General features: G+C 73.2%; 17 protein-coding genes and 1 pseudogene. 5 read left to right on the top strand and 13 right to left on the bottom strand.

Annotated features, from left to right (window positions below; translation table 11 throughout):
* Window positions 1-105 precede the first annotated feature (105 nt).
* Window positions 106-453, top strand: a complete 348-nt coding sequence (locus tag K7787_RS07735; protein ID WP_009191475.1) for a DUF6204 family protein — start codon at window positions 106-108, stop codon at window positions 451-453.
* Here the strand turns inward: K7787_RS07735 and K7787_RS07730 are convergent.
* The 6 genes from K7787_RS07730 to K7787_RS07705 all read right to left on the bottom strand — a co-directional run bounded on the left by K7787_RS07730 (window position 425) and on the right by K7787_RS07705 (window position 8,077).
* On the bottom strand, window positions 425-976 hold the full coding sequence (locus tag K7787_RS07730; RefSeq protein ID WP_009191474.1) for a GNAT family N-acetyltransferase: 552 nt from the start codon (window positions 974-976) through the stop codon (window positions 425-427). The genes K7787_RS07735 and K7787_RS07730 overlap by 29 nt on opposite strands.
* Window positions 977-1,004: 28 nt before the next feature.
* The gene (locus K7787_RS07725) at window positions 1,005-2,801 is read right to left on the bottom strand and encodes a CocE/NonD family hydrolase (RefSeq protein WP_223000930.1); all 1,797 of its coding nucleotides are present in this window, start codon (window positions 2,799-2,801) and stop codon (window positions 1,005-1,007) included.
* A 141-nt stretch (window positions 2,802-2,942) separates the two neighbouring features.
* Window positions 2,943-3,866 carry a S66 peptidase family protein gene (locus K7787_RS07720; protein WP_019985150.1) on the bottom strand — a complete coding sequence of 308 codons (924 nt, stop codon included), beginning with the start codon at window positions 3,864-3,866 and terminating at the stop codon, window positions 2,943-2,945.
* Window positions 3,863-5,815, bottom strand: a complete 1,953-nt coding sequence (locus K7787_RS07715) for a prolyl oligopeptidase family serine peptidase (protein WP_223000929.1) — start codon at window positions 5,813-5,815, stop codon at window positions 3,863-3,865. Before K7787_RS07715 ends, K7787_RS07720 begins: the two co-directional genes overlap by 4 nt.
* Window positions 5,816-5,946: 131 nt before the next feature.
* Entirely contained in the window at window positions 5,947-7,251 is a 1,305-nt protein-coding gene (locus K7787_RS07710) for a M20/M25/M40 family metallo-hydrolase (protein WP_223000928.1), read from the bottom strand.
* A complete protein-coding gene (locus tag K7787_RS07705) occupies window positions 7,244-8,077 on the bottom strand; it encodes a M55 family metallopeptidase (RefSeq protein WP_009191469.1) in 834 nt (277 codons plus the stop codon). Before K7787_RS07705 ends, K7787_RS07710 begins: the two co-directional genes overlap by 8 nt.
* A gap of 229 nt (window positions 8,078-8,306) precedes the next feature.
* On the opposite strand from K7787_RS07705, the gene K7787_RS07700 reads away from it, so the two are divergent.
* Window positions 8,307-9,395, top strand: a complete 1,089-nt coding sequence (locus K7787_RS07700) for a C40 family peptidase (protein WP_223000927.1) — start codon at window positions 8,307-8,309, stop codon at window positions 9,393-9,395.
* A gap of 194 nt (window positions 9,396-9,589) precedes the next feature.
* On the opposite strand, the gene K7787_RS07695 is transcribed toward K7787_RS07700, so the two are convergent.
* From K7787_RS07695 to K7787_RS07665, 7 genes and pseudogenes are all read right to left on the bottom strand, one after another.
* A complete protein-coding gene (locus tag K7787_RS07695) occupies window positions 9,590-10,459 on the bottom strand; it encodes a class II glutamine amidotransferase (protein WP_223000926.1) in 870 nt (289 codons plus the stop codon).
* A 90-nt stretch (window positions 10,460-10,549) separates the two neighbouring features.
* Window positions 10,550-11,980: a glutamate decarboxylase gene (gene gad / locus K7787_RS07690; RefSeq protein WP_223000925.1), complete on the bottom strand. Its 1,431-nt coding sequence runs from the start codon at window positions 11,978-11,980 to the stop codon at window positions 10,550-10,552.
* A gap of 109 nt (window positions 11,981-12,089) precedes the next feature.
* Window positions 12,090-13,223: a glycosyltransferase gene (locus tag K7787_RS07685; protein WP_223000924.1), complete on the bottom strand. Its 1,134-nt coding sequence runs from the start codon at window positions 13,221-13,223 to the stop codon at window positions 12,090-12,092.
* Entirely contained in the window at window positions 13,220-16,096 is a 2,877-nt protein-coding gene (locus tag K7787_RS07680; RefSeq protein ID WP_223000923.1) for a bifunctional glycosyltransferase/CDP-glycerol:glycerophosphate glycerophosphotransferase, read from the bottom strand. The genes K7787_RS07685 and K7787_RS07680 overlap by 4 nt, the downstream gene beginning before the upstream one ends.
* A gap of 604 nt (window positions 16,097-16,700) precedes the next feature.
* Window positions 16,701-17,534: pseudogene (locus K7787_RS07675) on the bottom strand (hypothetical protein); the annotation flags it as partial.
* Window positions 17,535-17,779: 245 nt separating this feature from the next.
* Entirely contained in the window at window positions 17,780-20,242 is a 2,463-nt protein-coding gene (locus K7787_RS07670) for an MFS transporter (protein ID WP_223000922.1), read from the bottom strand.
* 158 nt (window positions 20,243-20,400) lie between these two features.
* The gene (locus tag K7787_RS07665; protein WP_019985139.1) at window positions 20,401-20,844 is read right to left on the bottom strand and encodes an SRPBCC family protein; all 444 of its coding nucleotides are present in this window, start codon (window positions 20,842-20,844) and stop codon (window positions 20,401-20,403) included.
* A 202-nt stretch (window positions 20,845-21,046) separates the two neighbouring features.
* Here K7787_RS07665 and K7787_RS07660 point away from each other — a divergent pair, with 202 nt between their 5' ends.
* From K7787_RS07660 to K7787_RS07650, 3 genes are all read left to right on the top strand, one after another.
* Entirely contained in the window at window positions 21,047-22,246 is a 1,200-nt protein-coding gene (locus tag K7787_RS07660) for an Rv2578c family radical SAM protein (protein WP_247720651.1), read from the top strand.
* 228 nt (window positions 22,247-22,474) lie between these two features.
* Complete coding sequence (locus K7787_RS07655) at window positions 22,475-23,002, top strand: DUF3761 domain-containing protein (RefSeq protein WP_019985138.1); 528 nt, start codon at window positions 22,475-22,477, stop codon at window positions 23,000-23,002.
* Between the two features lie 198 nt (window positions 23,003-23,200).
* On the top strand, window positions 23,201-24,811 hold the full coding sequence (locus tag K7787_RS07650; protein ID WP_223000921.1) for an alpha/beta hydrolase: 1,611 nt from the start codon (window positions 23,201-23,203) through the stop codon (window positions 24,809-24,811).
* Window positions 24,812-24,816 lie beyond the last annotated feature (5 nt).

Below are 24,816 nucleotides of genomic sequence, written 5' to 3'. Positions count from 1 at the left end.
GGCGGATCGGGAACGGGGCTCAAATCAGGTGGGCGGCGCGGTCCGGGCCGCGTACAGTCGGTCCTTCGGCACGGGGACGGAACGCGACGAGGAGCAGCAGGACCGATGAGCGAGCAGCACACCTACCGGGTCATCGTCCGGGGCGCCTGGGACGGGCTGACCGAGCGGGCGCGGGAACGGCTGCTGGCCGAGGCGGCGGACCACGGCCTGACGAGCATGCGGTTCACCGAGGAGGGCTCGCTGTCGTACGAGGCGGCGCCGCTGAAGCACTTCTCGATGCGCTACGTGGTGGTGTCCGACGCCGCCGACGGCGAGGAGATGGCCGCCGCGATCGCCGAGGACCGCGCGGAGACGACGCTGCGGGAACTCGGTTACGGTTTCGGGGAGCTGCGCTCGACCGCGACGGACCTCGACACGATGAAGATCAACCGGAAGTCCGCATCTCGGCGGTGAGCGCCCACCGTTCGTGGTCGCGCCAGGCTCCGTCGACGTAGAGCATGCCGGGCGAGTAGCCCTCCAGGCGGAATCCGCAGGAGCGGGCCAGGGCGAGGGAGGCGGTGTTGCCCGGCTGGGCGTTGATCTCCAGCCGGTGCAGTCCCAGCGGGCCGAAGGCGTGGCCGATGACGAGGTTCAGGCCCTCCTTCATCAGTCCGCGTCCGGCGGCGTGCGCGAAGGCGCCGTAGCCGAGCGCGCCGGACTGGAAGGCGCCCCGCACGATGTTGTTGATGTTGATGTAGCCGGCGATCGCGCCGTCGTCCCTGTCGCAGACCAGGTAGCCGGCCCGGTCCTCGTCCTCGATCAGCCGTCCGGCGTAGGCGGCGTACGCCTCCGCGGTGGCCGGCGGGAAGAGCCACGGGCGGTGCAGGTCGAGGCTCTCGCGGACGCGGGCGGTGAACTCGGCGGCGTCGTCCTGGGTGAAGTGACGGATGCCCACGCGGGGGCCTTCGGCGAGGTACGGGGAGGCGGTGTGCGGCATGCCGCCACCCTAATCCGGTCGGCCGGATTCAGTCGCCCACGATGGGCAGCCGGAGGGTGCCGGCGTCGCCGGGCGCGGCGGTGACGGTGACGGGTTTGATCCCCCGGTTGCCGAAGTAGGCGTCGTCGCTCGCCGCGATCACGAACCGCAGCCGGTGGCCCGGCTGGTAGCGGTGGACGATGCCCGGCAGGGCCACCGTGAAGGGCCGGGTGGCGTCGGGGACGCGTACGGGGGCGATCAGCCGGTGCACGAGGGACTGGGTGCCGTCGGGCGCGACGTCGTACAGCTTGGCGAACAGGACGAGCCGGTCGGCGGCGTCGGTGGAGCGCTGGGCCTGTTCGGCGGCCGGCGAGTGCACCCTGAGGGTGGCGCGGGGAGCGCCGACGACGTCGAGGGCGCGCTCCAGCGGGGCGCTGGTCCAGCCGAGGTACGTGCCCTCGGTGTCGTGGGGCGCGGGGTCGGGCAGCCCGGTGAGTGCGGCCAGTGAACTCTCCGAATGGCTGCTGGGCAGCGGCTGGTTGGCGTAGGAGCGGCTGCCGCGGACGATCTGGCGGGGGTTCGTCACGAGGGTGCCGTCGCCCGACAGGTACAGGGTCCGGTTCAGCGCGGGGAGGCGGTCGGCGGTGGCGTAGGTGTGGTCCGGGTCGGCGATCCAGTCGCGGTAGTAGGCGAACTCCGGTCCGGGGCCCGTCCCGCGGTGGCGGCGCAGATGGCGGTCGAACCAGGCGAGGACGCGTCTGCCGACGTAGCTCGACTCCAGGTCGCCGCGCGCCAGGTCGAGTTCGCCGGTGCCGGGGCCGGTGACGCCGCCGCTGTGGCCCCAGGACTGCCAGATCATCCTGGTCTCGGCGCCGTGGGCCTTGAGCGCCCGGTAGGTGGCGGTGGCCTCGTCGAGGTTGAACAGGGTGTCGGCCTGGCCCTGGACCAGCAGGGTGGGCGCGGTCACCCGGGCCAGGTAGGACGCCGGTGAGACGCCGCGGGCGTAGGCGAGCAGGCGCGCGGTGCTCGCGGGCGGGAAGGCGCCGGAGTTGAGGGTGCGGACGGTGTCGCAGAAGCCGGTCGCGAAGTGCAGACAGGTCAGCGAGTTGATCCGGGAGGGGTCGAGGGACGGCTCGAGGAGCGGCCGGCTCTCGCCGACGAGGTAGAAGCCGTCGGTCCACTGCCATTTGAACGCGCCGGGGACTCCTCCCGCGCCGAGCGCGTTGTTCGGGGCGAGGGAGCGGGCCAGGTCGTTCCAGGTGGCCATCGGGACGAGCGCGTCGATGCGGTGGTCCACGGCGGCGGCGGCGAGTTGGACCGCACCGCCGTAGGAGCCGCCTACCATGCCGACGCGCGGGTCGCCGGGGCGGTCGAGGGTGACGTAGTCGGCGCGGGCGCCGTCGTCGGCGGCGCGGGCGCCGGCCAGGAAGTCGATCAGCCCGGAGGCGGCGCGGCCGTCGATGCCGGGGTGGTCGAGGGAGATCAGGCAGCCCGAGCGGCCGAAGCCGAGGCCCGAGTAGGCGAGGACCACATAGCCGCGCCGGGCGAGGGCCGCGCCGGTCGCGTTCGTCGAGCCGTCGTTCTTGCTGCCGCCGAAGCCGTTGGTGGTGAGCACGGCGGGCGCCGGGTGGGCGCGGTCCACGCCGGCGGGCCGGTACACGTCGGCGTCGATCGCGCAGGTGCGGTCGCCCGCGCGGACGGTGAACCGCAGGGCGGTGACGCCGTACTCACCGGTCGTCGCGGGGGCGGCGAGCGCGGTGGGCGCCGCGAGGGCCGGCGCTGCGGCGAGCGCCGTGACGAGGGCGGCGGCGAGGGCGGCGCGGACTCCGGGCGCGCGACGGGACACAGGACCTCCACAGCGGGGCAGCCGGTACTTACCTACCGGTAAGTACCGGCTGCCCTCATGCTGGGACACGTGCCGGACCTCGTCAAACACCGCCGCGGGGTGTCCTGACGTGTCATCAGTTCCGCGTAATCAGGCCGTCCCTCAGCGCAGCGCCGGGGCCTCCAGCGTCAACGTGCCGTCCTCCGCGTCGAGTTCCGCCGCGACGCCGAACGGGATCGTCAACGCCCCCTCGCAGTGCCCGAACCCGAAGTCCTCGGCGACGGGCGCCCCGAGGCCGCCGAGCCGGTCGGCGAGCAGCGCCCGCACCTGGTCGGGTCCCTCGCAGCTCTCCCACGACCCGAGCAGCACGCCGCGCACCCCGTCGAGCCATCCGGCGCGCAGCAGCTGGGTGAGGTAGCGGTCCAGGCGGTACGTGTCCTCGCCCACGTCCTCCAGGCACAGCAGTCCCCCGGCCGCCGAGGGCCGGGCGTGCGGGACGCCGAGTTCGGCGGCGAGCAGGGCCAGGCAGCCGCCGAGCGTGACGCCCCGGGCCCGGCCGGGGACCAGGGCGGCGCCGCCGGAGGCGATCACACGGACCGTCTCGGGCGCGAACAGGGTCGCCCGGAGGTGGTCCTGCGCCCGGGCGTTCTTGACGAAGTCCACGCCGGCGGCCATCGGGCCGTGCAGGGTGACCAGGCCGAGGCGGGTGGCGAAGGCCTCGTGCAGGGCGGTGATGTCGCTGAAGCCGACGAACACCTTCGGCCCGGCCGCGCGCATCGCGTCCCAGTCCAGCAGATCGGCCATCCGCTGCGCGCCGTAGCCGCCGCGGGCGCACAGCACCGCGTCGACGGCCGGATCGCACCAGGCGTTCTGCAGATCGGCGGCCCGGCCGGCGTCGGAACCGGCGAGGTAGGGGAAGCTCTCGTGCCGGTCGAGCACGTGCGGTGCGACGACCGGGTCGAGGTCCCAGCCGCGCAGCACGTCCAGACCGGCCTGGAGCCGTTCCTCGGGCACCGGGCCGCTGGGGGCCACGACGGCCACCCGGGCGCCGGGCGCGAGCCGCGCGGGACGGACCAGTTCCTTCACGTCTCCAGCTCCAGGGTCGGGAGGTCGCCTGCCACGTCCAGGCCGAACACCTGAGCGTACAGCGACAGCTCGGCCTCCAGCGCCCGCACCAGGGTCGCCGCCCGCCGGAACCCGTGGCCCTCGCCCTCGAAGGTGAGATAGGCGTGCGGCACCTTCCGCCCGGCCAGCCGGGCCAGGAACCGCTCGCACTGGGCCGGCGGGCAGATCACGTCGTCCAGGCCCTGGAGCAGCAGGAACGGGGCGGTGAGCCGGTCGGCGTGGGTGGCGGGCGAGCGCTCGGCGTACCGCTCGGGCACCTGGTCGATCGGCCCGACCAGCGTCTCCAGGTACCGCGACTCGAAGTCGTGGGTCTCCCCCGAGCCCCAGCCGGTCAGGTCCAGCACCGGGTAGAGGATGGTGCCGCAGGCGTAGACGTCGGTGCCGGTCAGGGAGGCGGCGGTCGTCCAGCCGCCCGCGCTGCCGCCCCGGATCGCGAGCCGGGCGCGGTCGGCGCTGCCCTCCTCGGCGAGGGCGAGGGCCACGGCCGCGCAGTCCTCGACGTCCACGACGCCCCACTGCTCGCGCAGCCGGTTGCGGTACGCGCGGCCGTACCCCGTGGAGCCGCCGTAGTCGACCTTGGCCACGCCGATGCCGCGCGAGGTGAAGTAGGCGATCTCCAGGTCGAGGACGAGCGGGGAGCGGCTGGTGGGCCCGCCGTGCGCCCACACCACGTACGGCGGCAGCTCGCCCTCGGGGGCGGCGCACTCGGGGTGGTGCGGCGGGTAGACCTGCGCGTGGACCTCGCGGCCGTCCGGGCCGGTGAAGGTGCGCGCCAGCGGCCGGGGGTGGTAGGCGGGATCGACGGCGTCCCGGTGCGCGGCGCCGATGACCCGGGTGTGCCCGGTGCGGGTGTCCAGCTCCACGACCTCGTGCGCGCGGTGCGGGCCGGCGGCGACCGTGACCACCCGGTCGCCGCGCACCGCGAGGGTGGGCTCGAACTCGGTCCAGGGCCCGGGGACGTCGGCGATCTCGCCGGTCTCCGGGTCGAGTATGCCGAGCGCGGCCGCGCCGCGTCCGTGCAGGACGGCGATCAGGCCGCACTCCAGCGGCGCGAACCAGCGCTGGCCGAGCTTCCACAGCGGTCCGGCGAACTCCTCCTCGCGCGGGCACAGCGGCCGGCCGTCGCGGTAGAGGTTCCACCAGCCGCTGCGGTCGCTCGCGTACAGCAGCGAGCCGTCGGCGGCCCAGTCCACCTGCGCGATCGACTCGTCGGGGCCGCCGGCGACGGTGCGGGGCGCGCCGAGGCGTCCGTCGGCGGTGATCTCGGCGGTCAGCAGTTCCGTGCCGTCCCACGGCATCCGGGGGTGGTCCCAGGCCAGCCACGCGGCCTGCCGGCCGTCCGGGGACAGCCGCGGTCCGGTGACGAACCGGTGCCGTGCGCCGGTGAGTTCGCGCACCGCGCCGCGGTCCTCTGCGGCCGAGCCGTCCAGCGGCACGGCGGCGAGCACCCGCCGTACGTCGCTCGCTCCCTCGCCCGTGAACTCCTCCAGCACGCACCAGACTTCGCCGCGCTCCACCAGCACCTGCGGCTCCGCCCAGCGCAGTCCGCCGCCGATGGGCGAGACGGGGGTGAGGGGACGCGGCTCGCCGCCGGGCTCGTAGGCGTACAGGCGCTGGTCGGCGAAGTGTGCGAACACCAGCAGCGGTTGGCCGTCGCGCAGCGCCCCGTCCCACGGCCGGCCGCCGTACTCGATGACGCGGCTGCGCACGTTCCACGGTGCGGGCAGCACCGACTCCCCGCCGTCGGCGGCGCGCCGCACCAGCGCCCGCCGGCCGCCCTCCGCCGGGCGGGGCGCGGTCCACCAGACCTCGTCGCCGACGAAACCGGCGAACTCCGGCCGGCCGTCGTGGGCGGCGGTGAGGGCCGCGTCGACGGGCGAGGGCCAGGAACCGTACGGCAGTATCTGCACTGTCTCCCCTTCAGGTTCGGATGCCAGGGCGTTCGGACGCTACGGAGCCCGGGCGCTTCGGAGTTCGCACGCCCCGGAGTTCCGGCGCCACGGCGTCGAGGCGCCTCCGGATGGAGGCGCCGCCTCCGCGTTCAGGCGGACCGCAGGAAGCGGTCGAGGACGCGGACGCCGAAGTGCAGCGCCTCCACCGGGACGCGCTCGTCCACCCCGTGGAACATGTGGTGGTAGTCGAAGCCATCGGGCAGCTTCAGCGGCGAGAACCCGTACCCGGTGATGCCGAGCCGCGAGAACTGCTTGGCGTCGGTGCCGCCCGCCATGCAGTACGGCACCACATGGCCCTCGGGCGCGAACTCCTTGACGGCGGCGCGCATCGCCGCGAACGTCGGCGAGTCGACCGGCGACTGGAGCGCCGTCTCGCGGTGCAGGAACTCCCAGTCGACGTCCGGGCCCGTCAGTTGGTCGAGGGTGGCGCGGAACTCGTCCTCGCCGCCGGGCAGGAACCGTCCGTCGACGTGGGCGACGGCCTCGCCCGGGATGACGTTGACCTTGTAACCGGCCTCGAACATGGTGGGGTTGGCGCTGTTGCGGACGGTCGCCGCCACCAGTTCCGCGGCCGGGCCGAGCTTGTCCAGCAGCGCGTCCGCGTTCTGCAGATCGGGCTCCAGGCCGTGCAGCGCGGCGAGTTCGGTGAGCGCCGCGCGGACGGTCGGGGTGAGTCTGAGCGGCCACTCGTGGTCGCCGATGCGGGCGACGGCGGCGGCCAGCCGGGTCACCGCGTTCTCCGTGTTCACGCGGGAGCCGTGGCCGGCCCGGCCGCGCGCCCTCAGGCGCAGCCAGGCGGTGCCGCGCTCACCGGCCGCGATCGGGTAGATCTCCCGGCCGGTGCCGTCGTGGAAGGTGAACGCCCCGGACTCGCTGATCCCCTCGGTGCAGCCCTCGAACAGCTCGGCGTGCCGGTCGGCGAGGAAGCCCGAGCCGTCCTCGGCGCTGTCCTCCTCGTCGGCGGTGAACGCGATCACCACGTCGCGGCGCGGGCGCACGCCCTGCCGGGCCCAGGCGCGGACCACGGCGAGGATCATCGCGTCCATGTTCTTCATGTCGACCGCGCCCCGGCCCCACACGACACCGTCGCGGACCTCGCCGGAGAAGGGGTCGACGCTCCAGTCCCCGGCGCGCGCGGGCACCACGTCGAGGTGGCCGTGGACGAGCAGCGCGGGCGCCGACGGGTCGGTCCCCTCGATCCGGGCGACGACGTTGGTACGGCCCTCGGTGCGCTCCAGCAGCAGCGGGGCCAGGCCCGCCCCGGCGAGCTGTTCGGCGGCGTACTCGGCGGCCGGGCGCTCCCGGCAGTCGCCGCCGCCCCGGTTGGTGGTGTCGATGCGGATGAGGTCGGAGGTGAACCGGACGACCTCGTCCAGTGCCAGTGCGTCAGCCATACTGTTCCTCCACGGCGGCCGAGGCGATCGTGGTGACCGCCTTGAAGGTGCGGATGCCCTCGTACATGGTGGCGCTGGTGTAGGCCACCTTCCGTTCCCCGATGCGGGACACGCCGGGGACGACGGTGGCGGCCATCGCCAGGTGCTCGGCGTCGAACTCGACCGCCACGGTGAACGGCCCCGCCTCCGCCGGTTCATGACGCACCGCCAGCTCGGCGGCCTGCTTCGCCGCGGCGCGGATGTCGGCGGCGGTGCGGGCGGGGGTGCGGCACACGGCCGCGTAGCGCGACACATGGTCCTTCACTGCCACCTTCAGCGCCTCGGGCGCGTAACCGAGCGCGTCCTCGCAGGCTAGGTCGTCGCCGGTGACGAGGACGACCGGCACCCCGTACTCGGCGGCCACCTGTGCGTTGAGCAGCCCCTCGCTGGCCCGTACGTCGTTCAGCCACACGCCGGTGATCTGGTTGGCGAGATACGTGTGCGCGAGGACGCCCTCCATGCCGGCGCCCGCGTGGTAGCCGATGAACGCGATGCCGTCCACGTCGCCGTGCTGCACGCCCTCCACCATGGACAGCGACTTGTGCCGTCCGGTGAGCATCTGCGCCCGCTCGTCCAGCCGCTCCAGGAGCAGGTTGCGCATCGACCAGTGGGCCTCGTTGATCAGCACCTCGTCGGCGCCGCCGTCGAAGAAGCCGAGCACGGCCGCGTTGACGTCGGAGGTGAACATCGACCGGCACCGCTCCCACTGCGGCGTCCCCGGCAGCACATCGCCCGGCCAGGTGACACCGGTGGCGCCTTCCATGTCGGCGCTGATGAGGATCTTCATGGTGCCTCACGTTACGCGTCGGCCGGGGAAGTTCCTATGAGGCGGAGAGCAGGTCGAGCGGCCGCCGGGCGGGGTGGGGAGCGTTCGGTTCGTGGTGAGTCGGGTGCAAGTAATGAAGGACATGGTGGGATTTCGTGGGGGGAGGAATTGAATTCATCACGATCAGGTCACTAGGGTCGGGCTTCGAACTTCCGATCGGGTACTCACCCAGAAGAAGGAGAGCGCTTCCGTGGCGTCCCACCGTCGACCCCGACAGCCCAGCCGCGCACGGGTGACCGTGCTCACGACCGCGGCGGCGGCAGCCGTGGCGATCAGCGCACAGGCGGCCAACGCGGCGCCCGGCGCGAAGCCGAGCAAGGACGAGGTCAAGTCCAAGGTCGACAAGCTCTACGAGGAGGCGGAGCAGGCCACCGAGAAGTACAACGGGGCCAAGGAGAAGCAGGAGAAGCTCCAGAAGGAGATCTCCACCATCCAGGACAACGTCGCCCGCGGCCAGCAGGATCTCAACGAGCTGCGCGACGGCCTGGGTTCGATGGCGGCCGGGCAGTACCGCACCGGCGGTATCGACCCCTCGCTCCAGCTGTTCCTGTCCGCCGATCCGGACGACTACCTGGACAAGGCCACCACCCTCGACCGGGTCAGCGGCCAGCAGGCCGACGCGCTGAGAAGGATCCAGGACAAGCAGCGGGAACTGGCCCAGCAGCGCGCGGAGGCCACCGCCAAGCTCAAGGACCTCTCCGCCACCCGCACCGAACTCGGCAGCCAGAAGCAGGCGGTGCAGGGCAAGCTCGCCGAGGCGCAGAAGCTGCTCAACTCGCTCACCGCGCAGGAGAAGGCGGCCCTGGCCGCCGAGCAGGACCGCGCCACCCGCGGCACCGAGCGCCCCGGGCTGAACGGCGGCGCGGGGAGCACCGGCGGCTCCGGCGACACCGGGGAGAGCGGCCACACGCCGGCCGCCGGCACCGGCCGGGCCGGCGCGGCCTTCGCCGCCGCCCAGAGCAAGCTGGGCAGCCCGTACCAGTGGTCCCACGCCGGCCCGTCCACCTTCGACTGCTCGGGCCTGACCTCGTGGGCGTACGCGCAGGCGAACGTGTCGATCCCGCGCACCTCCGAGGCGCAGGCCACCATCGGCACCCGGATCTACTCGCAGAGCCAGCTCCAGGTCGGCGACCTCGTCTTCTTCTTCAACGACATCCACCACGTCGGCCTGTACGCGGGCAACGGCCAGGTGCTGCACGCCCCGCGCAGCGGCACGGTCGTCCGCTACGAGTCGATGAGCACCATCGGCGGCCCGTTCATGTTCGGCGTCCGCGTCTGACCTGACACGCCTCCCGGCGCGCCCTCGGCGCGCTAGGGCCTCTCGTTTGGGTCATGCCGGGCTCGCGGGGTCTGGCACCGCACCTCGCGGCGTTGTCGTCGGTTGCCATGGCTCCGCCATGACGCCCTCCTCCGCCTTGCGAGGCACGGCACCAGACCCCGCTCCCTGATCCGGCCTGACCCAAACGAAAGACCCTAGACGGCCCGCTGGGAGGCGGCCGCGTCGGGGCGCAGATCGTCCAGGGTGAGCCGGTGGACCGGCGGTTCGGTCAGGACGACCCGGCCGGCGGCCTTCGGGCCGGGGCCCACATGGAGGAGTTCGCCCGGTTCCAGCAGCCGCCAGCCCGGATGGTCGTCCATGCGTTCGCTGGCCACGACGACGGCCCGCCGGTCGGTCAGGGTCTCGGAGTGGACGCGCATCCGCCCGTGGCTGCCGCTGTGGTCCAGGTGCCGGTCGCCGTGCAGACCGCCCGGCTCGCGGTCCAGGACGTACAGCTCATGGGTGTCGGGGTAGCGCAGCGCCCACAGTTCGTCCGGGGTGACGAGGACGAGGTTGAGGGCGTACAGGGGCAGGTTCCGGGCGATCCAGCGGGCGGCGTGCTCGATCCCGGCGGTGACGTCGCCGCCGTGGTTCCTGGTCTCCCGGGTGATCAGGGCGAAGAACCGCTCGGAGTCGGTGTCGCCGCGCACCAGGGAACGGTCGTCGCCGAGGTGGGCGTCGAGCCGGTCCAGGCCCTCGATGACGCCGTTGTGCGCGAACAGCCGCCCGTCCTGCTCGAAGGGGTGGGTGTTGCGGGCGTCCAGGCCGCCGGTGGAGGCGTAGCGGATGTGGGCGACGAAGGTCGCCGACTCCACCCGCCGCGCCTCCTCGGCGAACGCCCGGTCCTCGTACGCCGCGATCGGGGCCTTGTCGACGCGCGGCACGCCGTCCGCGGTGAAGCGGCCGAGGCCGGTGCCGTCGGGCTCCCGGTGGCTCTGGCGGCTGAGGCTGTCGGGGGCGTCCAGCAGCCAGAAGGTGGCGCGGGTGCGCCGCGGCGCGCTGCTGAGGCCGAACAGACGGCACATGGCGTCCTCCGGTGGTGGGGGGTACGGCCGGGACGGACCGGGGGCGGGCGGGCGGCTCCGGCCCGGAGCGACCGGCCCGGGGCGGTGGGGTCAGTCGCGGCCGGGGCGGCGCGGGTTCTTGGTCTCCGCGCCGTGGGCGAAGCCGCCGGCGTCGTCGGCGTCGCGGTGCGGCTCGCTCTGCTTGTCCAGCCTCGGCAGGATGCGGCGCAGATCGTCCAGCAGCAGGTCGGCCAGGTCGTGGCTGAACCCGTTGCGGACCACGATGCGCAGCACGGCCAGGTCGGTGCGGTTCTTCGGGAAGGTGTACGCGGGCACCAGCCAGCCGCGTTCGCGCAGCGCGGCGGAGACGTCGAAGACGCTGAAGCGGTCGATGTCCTCGCGCACCCGGAACGCGAAGACCGGGATGTCACCGCCGTCGGTGATCAGCTCGAACGGCCCGAGCCGGGCGATCTCGGCGGCCAGCCGGGTGGCGACGTCCCGGCAGGTGCGCTGCACGCGCCGGTAGCCGTCGAAGCCGAGGCGCAGGAAGTTGTAGTACTGGGCGACGACCTGGGCGCCGGGCCGGGAGAAGTTGAGCGCGAAGGTCGGCATGTCGCCGCCGAGGTAGTTGACGTGGAAGACCAGGCTGTCGGGCAGGGCCTCCCGGTCGCGCCACAGCGCCCAGCCGACACCGGGCATCACCAGTCCGTACTTGTGGCCGGAGGTGTTGATGGAGGCGACCCTCGGCAGCCGGAAGTCCCAGTGGAGGTCCGGGTCGAGGAAAGGCGCGATCATCCCGCCGGAGGCGGCGTCGACGTGGACGGGGATGTCGAGGCCGGTGCGCGCCTGGAGGTCGTCCAGGGCGGCGGCGATGCCGGCGACGGGCTCGTAGCTGCCGTCGAAGGTGGAGCCGAGGACGGCGACGACGCCGATGGTGTTCTCGTCGCACAGCTCGACGGCCGTCTCGGGGGTGAGGTGGTAGCGGTCGCCCTCCATCGGGACGTAGCGCGGCTCGACCTCGAAGTAGTCGGCGAACTTCTCCCAGCAGATCTGGACGTTGACGCCCATGACCAGGTTGGGCCGGTCGGTGGGCCTGCCCTCGGCGCGGCGCCGCTCCTGCCAGCGGCGTTTGAGGGCGAGGCCGCCGAGCATGGCCGCCTCGCTGGAGCCGGTGGTGGAGCAGCCGACGGCGTCGCGCGGGTCGGGGGCGTGCCAGAGCCGGGCGAGCATGTGCACGCACCGGATCTCGAGTTCCGCGGTCTGCGGATACTCGTCCTTGTCGATCATGTTCTTCTCGGCGCACTCGTCCATCAGCCGCCGCGCCTCGGGCTCGGCCCAGGTGGAGACGAACGTGGCGAGGTTCTGCCGGGCGTTGCCGTCGAGCATCAGCTCGTCGTGCACCACCTGGTAGGCGGTGGACGGCTCCATCTCGCCGTCCGGCATCGCGTACCGGGGCACCCGGAGGGGTTCCCGGCTGAAGACGGGGTTGACCGCCAGATCGCGGCTCTCGCCGTGGCCGCCGTGGGGGTGCCTCACCGTCATGCGCGCTCCTGAAGTACGTCGCCGGCCTCGCCGGCGGGCCTGGTGGGATGCCGCACCGGCCGCGGTGTCCCGGCCGCCGGGCCGGAGCCGGGCGGCCGGTGCGCCTCGGTCAGCGCTCCAGGAAGTCGAACAGCTCTTCCCAGCGGCGGGTGATGGTGTCCGGGTCGAAGCGGCGCACGCTGCGCAGGGCCTGTTCGCCCATCGCGTCGCGCAGCCGCTCGTCGGACATCAACCGTACGAGATGACGGGCGAGTTCGGTGGTGTTGCCGGGGCGGGCCAGCAGCCCGTCCTCCTCATGGGCGACGATCTCGCGCACACCCGGCGCGCAGTCGAAGGCCACGCACGGCACTCCGGTGGCCATCGCCTCCAGCAGCACCAGCGGGAAGCCCTCGCCCCGGGAGGACTGGACGAAGAGGGAGGAGGCGCGCAGCGCCCCGGGCACGTCGTCGGTCTGCCCGGCGAAGTCCACCGAGTCCTCCAGGCCCGACTCGGCGCAGCGGCGGCGCAGTTCGTCCTCGGCCTCGCCCTTGCCGTAGATCCGCAGGGTCCAGCCGGGCTGCTTGGCCACGGCCTCGGCCCAGGCGTCCAGCAGCAGGTCGACGCCCTTCTCGTGGGAGAGCCGGCCGATGCTCGCCACCACCTTGGCGGTGCGCGGCGAGGGCTCGCCGGGCACGACGGGCAGCGGGTTGGGCATGAAGCCCATGTTGTTCAGGCCCTCGCCCACCCAGCGGTCGGCGTCCTCCTGGGTGAGGGCGAGCAGCCGGTCGACGTCCTTGAAGTACCGCTTCACCCGGGCGAAGCGGGACGACTTGCGGCAGGTCTCGAAGGACTCGTGGGTCATGCCGATCACGGGGTGCCCGGCGGTGTCCGCGAGCGCCACCCACTCCATCGCCCACACCTGCGGCACGATGATCACCGCGCCCGGCGCCGCCGCGCGGAACAGCCCGGTGAGCCGGGAGGCGGCGGCGCGCATGTGCGTCTCGTGGCGGCGCACGGCCGGGTCGAGGGAGCCCAGCGGGCGGCGCGGGCGGGGGCGGCCCGGCGGCCGGCGGGCGTACAGCGTGACCGTGCGGAACGGGGGCTGCTCGCCGAGGTCCATCGGGTGGTTGGCCGGGGCGATGCCGACGACGGTGACCCGGTGGCCGCGGGCGGCCAGCAGGCCGGCCAGCTGGGTCTGCCAGCGGCCCACGCCGCCGAGTTCGTTGACCTCGTTGGCCACGAAGAAGATGTCGCGCTGGGTCATCGGGCCTCTCCCGCGGGGCCGAAGAAACGGTCCACGATCTGCGCCGCGGCGTCCCCGCGGTCGTACTCACCGTACTTGTCCACGAACTCCTTCAGCCGCGCCTCGTACTTCACGCGCAGGCCGGCCAAGTCGCCGAGCGCGGCGAAGAGTTCGTCCGGGGTGCGCGGGACAGGGCCGGGCGCCTCGGCGAGCAGGTCGAAGTAGGTGCCGCGGGTGTCCTCGGCGTACTCCTCCCAGTCGTAGGCGTAGAAGACGATGGGCCGTCGCAGGAGCGCGTAGTCGAACATCACCGAGGAGTAGTCGGTGATCAGGGCGTCGGCGAGGAGCATCAGCGGGGTGATGTCCGGTTCGCCGCTGACGTCGATCACCCGGCCGGCGACCGCGGGGGGCAGGGTGAGCCGGTTCAGGTAGTGCGCCCGGACCAGCAGGACGCAGTCGTCGCCGAACCGGGCGGCGAACTCCTCGACGTCGAAGGGGAATTCGAAGGTGCGCACCTTGCCGCCCGGCTGGCTGCGGAAGGTCGGCGCGTACAGCAGCACCCGCTTGCCCGGCTCGATGCCGAGGCGTTCGGCGAGCCGCAGCGCCTGGGGGTCCTGCGTCTCGCTCTCCCGGGCCCGCACCAGCGCGTCGTTGCGCGGGTAGCCGGTGCGCAGCAGCTTGTGCTCGGGGATGCGGTAGGCGCGGGCGAGGGTGCGCACGTCGTGCTCGCCGCGGACCACGAAGTGGTCGAAGCGGTCCAGGGCCTGCTGGTAGGCGCGCTGCTCGGCCTCGGACAGCATCCTGAGGCCGGGCTCGTCGAAGCCCATCCGCTTCAGCGCGGAGCCGTGCCAGGTCTGGATGTACGTCGTCTCGGGGCGCTTGGTCAGGCGCAGCGGGTAGCCCTGGTTGTCGATCCAGAACTCGGCCTGGGCGAGCGCCTTCAGGTACCGCCACGACCAGCGGCGCACCAGTTCCGCGTCCTCGGGGAAGCCGCTGGGGCGGTCGCCGGCGTAGGACCAGATCGGGGTGACGGGCGTGCCGCGGCGGCGCAGCTCCTCGTAGATCGCGCGGGGGCTGTCGCTGTACTGCTTGCCGAGGTGGCTCTCGAAGACGACCGTGCCCTTGCGGACGGGCAGCCTGGTCAGCATCCGCTCGTAGACCTGGAGCTTGCGGGCGCCGGAGTTCAGTTCGCGGCGCACGGCGCGCGCCTTGCGGTAGGCGCTCTTGGCGGCGCGGGCGGGGCGGCCGTGCAGGTTGCGTTCGACGGCGGCGCGGCCGGCCTGGGCGAACTTGCCCTCCTGGGTGAGCCGGAAGGCGAGGTGGCCCTTGGCGGACACCTGGGCTTCGAGACGGTCGGCCATGAGCCGGGTGAGCCGCGGCCGCACCGGCACGGACCGGGCGTCCTCCAGGTCCACGGCGCCGACGGTGAGCCTGCTGGTGGTGCGCTTGCCGTCGGCGGTGAGGTGCAGCCGTACGTCCCAGACGTCGTCGATGATGCCGAGCGGCCTGAGCAGCCGGGCCAGCGGGACCTCGGCGCGCCAGGTGACGGCCTCGCCCTCGTGGCGCGGGGCGGGCACCGGGAAGCGGAAGGTCTGCAGGCTGCGGCGGCGGGCCTTGAACTCCAGCTCGGCGCTGAGTTCGGCGTCCGCGGGGATGGTGTGCAGCGGGTTGACGATCCGGCCGGCCAGGGTGACCTCGCCGCCGTGGACGGTGTACTCGGTGAGCCGGTTGCGCAGGAACATCTGGTTCAGCCGCTTGGCGTGGTAGCCGAGCGGGGTGACGTCGAGGACGGCGCGCATCTCGGGGTCCTCGAGGTGGCGGCCGGTCCAGTAGACGCGGCCGTCGCGCTCGACCAGCGGCGTGGCGATCTTGCCGCGGTTGAGCAGCGCGTCGATGGCCGGCATCAGGTCGGTCCAGTCCTCGCGCAGCAGCAACTGGGCGCAGATGGCGTGGATCTTGTCGAGTTCGGCGTACGCCGCCTCGGGGAAGTCCTGGATGTAGTCGCGGGCCAGTTCGGCGAAGCGGTGCCGGTAGTCGTCGTCCAGGAAGGGCAGTTCGCGCAGGTAGAGCACGAGGTCGTGCTTGAGGAACTTGATGTCCTTGCGCAGCTTCAGCTCGTCCTGGCCCTGGCGGTCCAGGATGGCGTCGATCCGGCGGTGGATCTCGACCCGGTGGGCGAAGTTGCTGATCTCGCCGCGGCGGTTGCTGATCGACTTCACGGCCGTCTTCTGGACGACGTTCCAGTGGTAGACCGTGTTGGGGATGAGGGTGATCCGCTCGGCGGCCAGATAGGCCTGGGCGGAGAAGAGCAGGTCCTCGTAGTGGATGCCGCGCGGGAAGGCGAGGTCGTTGTCGAGCAGGAAGCCGCGCCGGTAGCACTTGTTCGTGGACAGGGTGTCGAAGACGAACAGGTCCGGCAGCTCGGCGACGGAGTCGAGGGTGCGGGTGCTGCGGTACAGCCACGGGTACCAGGGGGTCCGCTTGCCGTGCCGGTTGTCGGTGTGAACCCGCACACACAGGCCGGAGACGAGGTCGGCGCCGGTGCGGTCGGCCGCGTCGACCATGTTGCGGCAGGCGTTCTGCTCCAGCGTGTCGTCGCTGTCGAGGAACATCACGTACCGGCCGCGGGCGACCTTGACGCCCTGGTTGCGGGGCTCTCCGCAGCCGCCGCTGTTCTCCGGCAGCCGGATCGCGCGGACCTTGCCGGGGTGGGCGGCGGCGAGCGCCTGGGCGACCTCGAAGGAGCCGTCCGTCGAGCAGTCGTCGGCGATGACCACCTCGACATTGCGCAAAGTTTGCTCGAGGACGGAACCTACGGCCGTCGGAAGTCTGTCTTGGTCGTTGTAGACGATGACGACAACACTGACGTCCGGATCGGGCGCGACGGTCGACACGGCCACCTCTCGTCTCTGTTCCGTTCGGGGTGTGGCGGGGTGGACGTAACCCTACAGGCAGTAGGGGGAGCGACCTTCCCCCACCCCCCTCAAACTACGTCAATGCGACAATACGCCACTGGCCGGACACGCTGAGCCCCCCTGTCGCCGCCGGACCATCACCGTACGCGCACGGCCACGCGGCGCCTGGCCGGCCGTCCCACCGGTCCCGCGGCGCGGAAGGCGAGCCGGGACGGCGGCCCCGCCGCCCGCACCGCCCCGGCCGGCGGCGTCATGGGCACGGGATTCTCGGCTCGGCGGCGACTGCCAAGGGCCGGGCGCGCTGCGCCGCCGACCCTCGCGAGCCCCCGCTCGGGCTCCTCGCTCCACGGCTTCCCGTTCGCCTTCACACATCCGCCTTCACACATCTGACGCACACCCCACGACGAACCCGCACCGAACGCACACCTCGTCCGACGCGGTGCACGCCTCGGCCGAGGTGCCCGGCGGGCGAGGAAGGACGGAGAGACATGTGAATCCGGCCCGGGCCGCCCGCCCGCTGGAGGGGGGACCGGCGGGGGCCGGGCGGCTAACGCGGCGAACCGGTGGCCGCCCGGACGTCCGGGTCCCAGACGACGGGCACCCGGTCGCCGTGACGGAACTCCAGGACCGGGCAGCCGAGTTCGAGGACCTGGGAGGCGATGCGGGCGCTCTCGCCGACGCTCAGGCCGGGCAGGGCCTCCGGGAGCCCGCGGGCCGGTTCCCCGGCGCGGGGGAAGTCGGTGTGCGGGGCGAAGGCTGGGACGACCCGCTCGACGGCCCAGCGGTCCCACGCGGCGCCGTGCGCCCGCGACGCCCCGGCGGCCGGGTCGCCGCGCAGGCCGTCCGCGTCGGCGGCGAGCACCAGCAGCCGTGCGCGGCCCGGACCCACCAGCGGGTACGCCCACCACAGGACGTCGAGGCGGTCCCGCCCGGGGACGGTCAGCCGGGCACGGCCCGCGGCCGGACGGGACAGCGGCCCGCCGCGAGAGAACGCCGGTCCGGACCCGAGCCCGTCCAGAGAAAGCTCCGGTCCTGGCCCCAGCCCGTCCAGGGAAAACTCCGGTCCTGACCGGAGTCCGTCCAGGGAGAGCGCCGGTCCTGACCGGAGTCCGTCCGGCGAGAGCCCCCATGCGGACCCGAGTCCGCCGTAGGCGCGGCGGCACGGGTCCGGCGGCTCGTCGTCCTCGTCGGGCAGCGCGCCGGAGACGGGCAGCAGATCGGTGGCGGGGCGGCCGATCGCCTCCTCCTCGGGGAAGCCGAACATCTCCCGGGCGCCCCGGCTCCAGTGCGACACCAGGCGGTCACGGCCCACCACGGCCACGGCCGGCGCGACCCGGCGGGCGGCGGGGCGCCCCGCGACGGCGACGCTCCCCTCCGGGCGGCCGCGAGGCGCGTTGCTCTCGGTGCCACGGTCCATGGCGCAGGCCCCTCTCCCCACGGCTCCGCACGATCTGCTCCCCCGCCCACCACGGTACGGCGCGGCCGGGTCGCGACGCGCGGCGATTTCCGGAATTGGCCGCGGCCCGCTCCGGCCGCCGTCAACCGCACGCCGACCGTGCGATTTCACGCGCCCACCGTGCAATTCCACGGGCCGGCCGGGCGTCGCGCGCCGGGCCGGCCGGGCGTGCCGCACGGAGCGGTCGCGCCCCGCCGCCGGCCGGCTCAGTCCTCGTGCCCGAGCTGCAGGTCCCGCTCCGTACGGCCGCCGCCCGCCACCTGGAGCACCGTGGCGACCGGCGGGTAGCCGGCCGCGATGACGGTGTACTCGCCGGAGGACAGGTCCACGAACCGGAACGTCCCGTCCGCGCCGGTGGTGAGGGTGTCGACGACGTTCCCGGCGGCGTCGAGCAGCGTCACCCGCGCCTCCTCGACCGGCCGGCCGCCGCTGGCCCGGACGGTGCCGCGCAGCACGGCGCCGCCCGCCAGCTCCACGTCCTGGCGGGTCTCGCGCGAGGCCTGGACGCTGACGGGCAGCGCCGCCGGGCGGAAGGCGGGCGCGCTGGCGGCGAGGGTGTACTCGCCGGCGACCAGCTCGGTGATGACGTAGCCGCCCTCGCGTCCGCTGCGGGTGGTGGCGACGACCTCGCCGTGCACGTTGGTGAGGGTGACGGTGGCGTCCCGTACGGGGGTGCCGTCGGCCGTGCACACGGTGCCGGCGAGGCGTCCGGCGCCGCCGAGGACGACGTCGAGTTCGACGGGCCGTTCGCCGACGGTCACGGACACCGCCTGCGGCTGGTGCCCGCCGGCGGCGGCGATCAGCACGTACGAGCCGGTGCCGGGCGTGGACAGCGCGTACCGGCCGTCCTCGCCGCTCGCGCCGCGCCCGATCTGCCGGCCCGCGATGTCGATCAGGGTGAGCGCAGCGCGCGGTACGACGGTGCCGTCGGCGTGCTGCACGGTGCCGCACACGGGGACGCCCGCCGGGTACGGCGCGCGGGCCGGCGGCACCGCGTTGTCGCGGACGGGGGCGGCGGTGTGCAGCGGCGCGGTGTCGGTCTCGAAGGCGGACGGGGCGGGGGTGTTGTGGGACACCAGGGGTTTCTCCTTGAGGAAGAAGGCGATGACCGTGCCGAGGACGAGCACCGGCACGAGGTAGAGGAAGATCCGCGGCATGGCGTCGGCGTACGCCTGGATGTAGGCGTCGCGCAGGCCCGCCGGGAGGGCGCGCACCGCCTGCGGGGTGATCGACTCGGCGTCGGGCAGGGCCGCGCCCGCGCGGGCGGGGAGGCGGTCGCGCAGGGCGTCGGTGAGGCGGCCGGCGAAGAGGGTGCCGAAGACGGCGGCGCCGACGCTGCCGCCGATCTGCCGGAAGTAGTTGTTGGCGCTGGTCGCGGTGCCGAGGTCGGCGGGGCGCACGGAGTTCTGCACGGCGAGGACCAGGACGGGCATCACCAGGCCGATGCCGGCGCCGAGCACGGCCATCCAGAGGCTGTAGTGCAGGCGGGGCGTGTCGGTCTCCAGCCGGGACAGCAGCCACATGCCGACGGCGGAGAGGGCTCCGCCGAGCAGGGGGTAGAGCCGGTAGCGGCCGGTGTGGCTGATGAGCTGCCCGGAGACGATGGAGGCGCCGACGATGCCGCCCATCATGGGCAGCATGAGCAGGCCGGACTCGGTGGCCGAGGCGCCGTCCACCATCTGGAGGAAGGTCGGCAGGTAGCTGGCCGCGCCGAACAGGGCGACGCCGATGACGAGGCCGACCAGGGCGCTGACGTTGAAGACGGAGTCGCGGAAGAGCCGCAGCGGGATGAGGGGTTCGGCGGCGAAGTGCTCGGCGACGACGAAGAGGACGGCGGCCGCGGCGGCGCCCGCGCCGAGACCCCAGATGACGCGCGAGTTCCAGGCGTACTCGGTGCCGCCCCAGCTGGTCAGCAGGACCAGGCAGGTGGAGGCGGCGGCGAGCAGCAGCGCGCCGAGGACGTCGAAGCGCGCCCTGACGCGCGGCCTGGGCAGTTTCAGCACGGCGGTGACGACGGCCAGGGTGATCAGGCCGAAGGGCACGTTGACGTAGAAGCACCAGCGCCAGGAGAGGTGGTCGGTGAAGTAGCCGCCGAGCAGGGGGCCGGCGACGGAGGCGAGACCGAAGGCGGCGCCGATGAGGCCCATGAACCGGCCGCGCTGCCGGGGCGGCACGATGTCGGCGATGATGGCCTGGACGCCGATCATGAGCCCGCCCGCGCCGATGCCCTGCACCGCGCGGAAGGCGATCATCTGGTCCATGGTCTGCGCGCGGCCGGCGAGCGCGGAGCCGATGACGAAGACCAGGATGGCGAACTGGAAGACGCCCTTGCGGCCGATGAGGTCGCCGAGCTTGCCGTAGACGGGCAGTCCGACGGTGGCGGTGAGCAGATAGGCGGTGATGGCCCAGGACATCTTGTCCAGGCCGTGCAGCTCGCCGACCACCTTGGGCAGGGCGGTGGCCACGATCATCTGGTCGAGCGCGGCGAGCAGCAGCGCGAGCATCAGCCCGACGAAGACGAGCCGCACCCGGCGGGGGCTGAGGGCGGGGGCGGCCTCAGGCGCTTCGGCGCGGGGATCGGGGGGCGCGGAGGGGGTGTCCGGTGGGGTGGCGCCGGTGTCCGGGGGCGCCGCCACCGGTTCGTCCTGCACCAGAGTGATCCCGCCCACGTACCTCTCCCTCGTCGACCTGCCGCGCAATTTCCGCGCGTGAAGCGACAACTACGGGCAGGTGCGACGAGTTACGGCATATCTCCGGACAACGGTGAGATCACCCGAACCGGTGACGGCCCAACAGAGGCTTTTCTACGGGGAGTTGAGGCGCGGAACTACTTCTCGACCTCGGCGGCGAGCTTGGCGAGCAGGGCGTCGTAGATGCGGCCGAGGCCCTTGGGGGCGAACGTCTTCTCGAAGAAGCCGCCGATGCCGCCGGCGCCCTGCCAGGTGGTGGTGACGACGACGCGGGAACCGCCCTCGCCGGCCGGGGTGACCCGCCAGGTGGTGACCATGGAGGAGTTGCGGTCCTTCTCCACCAGCTCGCCGTCGGTGGGCTCGGTGACCTCCAGCAGGCAGTCGCGCACGCGCTTGCTGGTGGCCTGGAGCTTCCAGTGGACGAGGGTGCCCTCGCCGTCGCCGCCCTCGCGCACCTCGTACTCGCTGAACTGCTCGGGCAGCAGCCTCTCGCGGGTGCCGCTGTAGTCGGCGAGGGCGTCGAACACCTTCTCCGCGTCCGCCGCGACGACCCGCTCCGTAGTGGCCTCGACCTGCGCCATGGGGTTCCTCCAGGACATCCGTTGTCAGGGTTGGACCAAGCCAACCACCCCGCTCCCCGGCCGCCCAAATCGGGGTGCGGCAAGTGATCGCGGTGCCTTGCGGGACGGTCGCGAACGGCGTCCGAACAGCGCCCGAACGGTCGTCCGCACGATCAAGGGAACAAGTGTTCTATTCTGAGGCCAGTGCAACCGAGGAGGCGTCATGCGCTGGGACAACCTCACAGCGAACCCCGCGGACTCCGACCGCCCCGCCGACCACGCGGGCCCCCGGGACCGGGCCGCCCCCGCGAACTCCGCGGCCCCCGGCGACCCCGCCGACCCCGACGGCAGGCTCGAGACCGCCGACCCCGACGGCAGGCCCGAGACCGCCGACCCCGACGACAGGCCGGAGACCGGACGCGGCCGCCCGGCCGACGCCGCGCTGTTCGGCGCGGACGCGGTCACGACCCGCACCTTCGACACACCCGAGTTCCGCGGGATCACCTTCCACGAGATCCGGGCCCGTTCGATCATCAACCGGGTGCCGGGCGCCTCCCGGATGCCGTTCGAATGGACGGTCAACCCGTACCGCGGCTGCACCCATGCCTGCGTCTACTGCTTCGCCCGCAAGACGCACAGCTATCTGGACCTGGACACGGGCCTCGGCTTCGACAGCCAGATCGTGGTGAAGGTGAACGCGCCCGAGCTGCTGCGCCGCCAGCTCGCCTCGCGCCGCTGGCAGGGCGAGCACATCGCGATGGGCACGAACGTCGACTGCTACCAGCGCGCCGAGGGCCGCTACCGCCTGATGCCGGGCATCCTGTCCGCGCTGCGCGACTACGCGAACCCCTTCTCGATCCTGACCAAGGGCACCCTGATCCTGCGCGACCTGGACCTGCTCGTCCAGGCGGCCGAGGTCACCGACGTGGGCGTCTCGGTCTCGGTCGGCTTCACCGACCCCGAGCTGTGGCGCACCGTGGAGCCGGGCACCCCGGCCCCGGAACGCCGCCTGGACGTGGTGCGCACCCTCGGCGAGCACGGCATCGGCTGCGGTGTGCTGATGGCCCCGGTGATCCCCTTCCTGAGCGACCACCCGGACCAGCTGCGGGCGACGGTACGGGCGATCGCGGCGGCCGGCGCCACCTCCGTCACCCCGCTGACCCTGCATCTGCGCCCGGGCGCCCGCGAGTGGTTCACGGCCTGGCTCACCCACCACCACCCCCACCTGGTCCGCCGCTACGAACGCCTCTACGCCGACGGCGCCTACGCCCCCAAGTGGTACCAGCGCCGCATCACCCGCCAGGTCCACGACCTGGCCCAGGAATACGGCATAGGCCCCACCCACCGCACCTCCCACCGCCGCATCCCCCCGTCGCCCCCCGCCCCCGCCTCCCCGGAGCCGGTGCAGCTCTCGCTGATCTGACGGCGAGGAACGGCGGCGGCCACGCCTCGGGAGTGACGCCGATTCAGAGGGGCCACCGGGTACCAGCGTTGTGTAGATGATGTGGAGATAGTGCGGGTAGTATGGACGCTCGCCGGTGTCGCCGGGGCGTCGAGGTGCCCGGACGCCGTGCGCGGGTGGCCGCCGTACCGACGCGGCGTGCCCAGCCACCGGCCCCGTCGGCGCCGGTCACCTTCCCTGGGGGGACACATGACCAATCCGTACGCCATGCCGCCGCAGCCGGTCCGGCCAGCGCCCAAGTGGGCGCGCAAGCGGTACGCGTTGCCCGCGCTCGGACTCGCCCTCTTCGTCGGCGCGGGCATCGGCGCCGGCGGGCAGGACAGCGGGAAGGACGCGAAGCCCGCCGCCGCCAAGGTGCAGCCGGCGGCCACGGTCACCACCACGGCCACGGCCACCGCCGCTCCCACCGCCACCGCGACCGAGACGGTGACCGCCACGCCGACGGCCGTGCCGACGGTGACCGCGACGAAGACGGTCGAGGTGAAGGTGACCGTCACCGCGCACGCGGCCGCCGCGAACTCGGGCGGCAGCGGCGGTTCGTCCGGGAGCGGCGGCTCGGGGTCGTCGGGAGGGTCCGGGGGCGGCTCCGGTTCGTCGGGCGGTTCCGGCGGCGGGAACGGGGCCACCGCCAAGTGCAACGACGGCACCTACTCGTACGCCGCCCACCACCAGGGCGCCTGCTCGCACCACGGCGGCGTGGCCATCTTCTACAAGTAGGCACCCTCGTCCGGCGAGTGGGCCCACTACTCGTCTGAACCGTTTCGACACGCGGTCAGCTGAGATCGTTCGAGCGCATCGCTCGGAGCGATCGGGTCAAGAATGGTCGGAACACGTTCTTCCGGGGGTCGTTTCCGGGACGATGCGGCGAGGATCGCGAGCCCCGCGGTCCGCAGCCGCCCCGCCCCCGGAGGACCCATGAGAAAACGCGCTGCCGTGCTGTGCGGTGCCGTCGTCGTCCTGGCCGGTTCCGTCACGGCCGCCCCCGCCGAGGCCGGCCCGTCGCACGCCGCGGTCGCCGCCCCCGCCCTCAGGGCCGGCTGGAAGAAGTGCGGCACCGCCGACTACCCGACCCTGGAGTGCGCGGCCGTCCAGGTGCCGCTGGACTACGCGCGCCCCTCCGGGCAGAAGATCACCCTGGCCCTGTCGCGCGTGCCGCACACCGCGAAGACGTACCAGGGCCCCCTGTTGGTCAACCCCGGCGGGCCCGGCGGCAGCGGGCTCTCGCTCGCCGCCTTCGTGGCGTCCTCGCTGCCGAAGTCCGTCGCCGCCCAGTACGACGTCATCGGCTTCGACCCGCGCGGCGTGGGCGCGAGCAAGCCCGCGCTGGACTGCGCGCCCGGCTACTTCAACCCGGTGCGCCCGGACTCGGTGCCGAGCACGCCCGCCCTGGAGCGGGCCAACCTCGACCGCGTGAAGAACTACGCGGCGGCCTGCGGCAAGAAGCACGCGAACCTGCTGCCGTACATCAACACGGTCAACGCGGCGACCGACATGGACTCCATCCGCCGCGCCCTCGGCGCCGAGAAGATCAACTACTTCGGCTACTCCTACGGCACCTATCTCGGCGCGGTGTACGCGAAGCTCTTCCCCCAGCGGGTGCGCCGGCTGGTCCTGGACTCCGTGGTCGATCCGACCGGCGTCTGGTACGACGACAACATCCAGCAGGACTACGCCTTCGACGCCCGCCACCGCGCCCTCATGGCCTGGATCGCCAAGTACGACGCGACGTACCACCTCGGCACGGACCCGGCCCGGGTCGAGGCCAAGTGGTACGCCATGCGCGCGGCGCTCGCCGAGAAGCCGGCCGGCGGCAAGGTCGGCGCCTCGGAGCTGGAGGACACCTTCATGCCGGGCGGCTACTACAACGGCTACTGGCCCGACCTCGCGAAGGCGTTCGCGGCGTACGTGAACGACAAGAAGACCGGCCCGCTGGTCGACGCGTACGACACCTACGGCGCCGTGGACGCCTCCGGCGACAACGGCTACAGCGTCTACACCTCCGTGCAGTGCCGTGACGTGTCCTGGCCGCGGGACTGGCGGCAGTGGCGCAAGGACAACGCGGCCGTGTACGCCAAGGCGCCCTTCATGGCCTGGAACAACGCCTGGTACAACGCGCCCTGCGCCTTCTGGCCGACCGCCCCCGAGCGCCCCGTGGACATCGCCAACGCCGAGCTGCCGCCGGTGCTGCTGTTCCAGGCGACGAACGACGCGGCCACCCCCTACCAGGGCGGCGTGACGGCGCACCGTCTGCTGGCCCGCTCCAGCCTGGTCGTCGAGCAGGGCGGCGGCAACCACGGCATCACGCTCAGCGGAAACTCCTGCCTGGACCAGTACCTGACGGCGTATCTGACCGACGGCACGGTGCCGCGCGGCCGCGCCGGCGCGACGGCCGACGCGGTCTGCCAGAAGCTCCCCGACCCGAAACCCGGGGCGGCGAAGACCACGGCCACCAAGACGGCCGCCGGCGGCCAGGGCGAGACCTCACCGGGCGCGCTGCTGCACACCCTGGTCCGCTTCCACGGCTGAGCGCC

It is taken from the genome of Streptomyces sennicomposti, from assembly GCF_019890635.1.
Lineage (GTDB): Bacteria > Actinomycetota > Actinomycetes > Streptomycetales > Streptomycetaceae > Streptomyces > Streptomyces sennicomposti.
The sequence above is the reverse complement of the archived record's forward strand: the minus strand, read 5'-3'. Positions and strand labels throughout refer to the sequence as shown.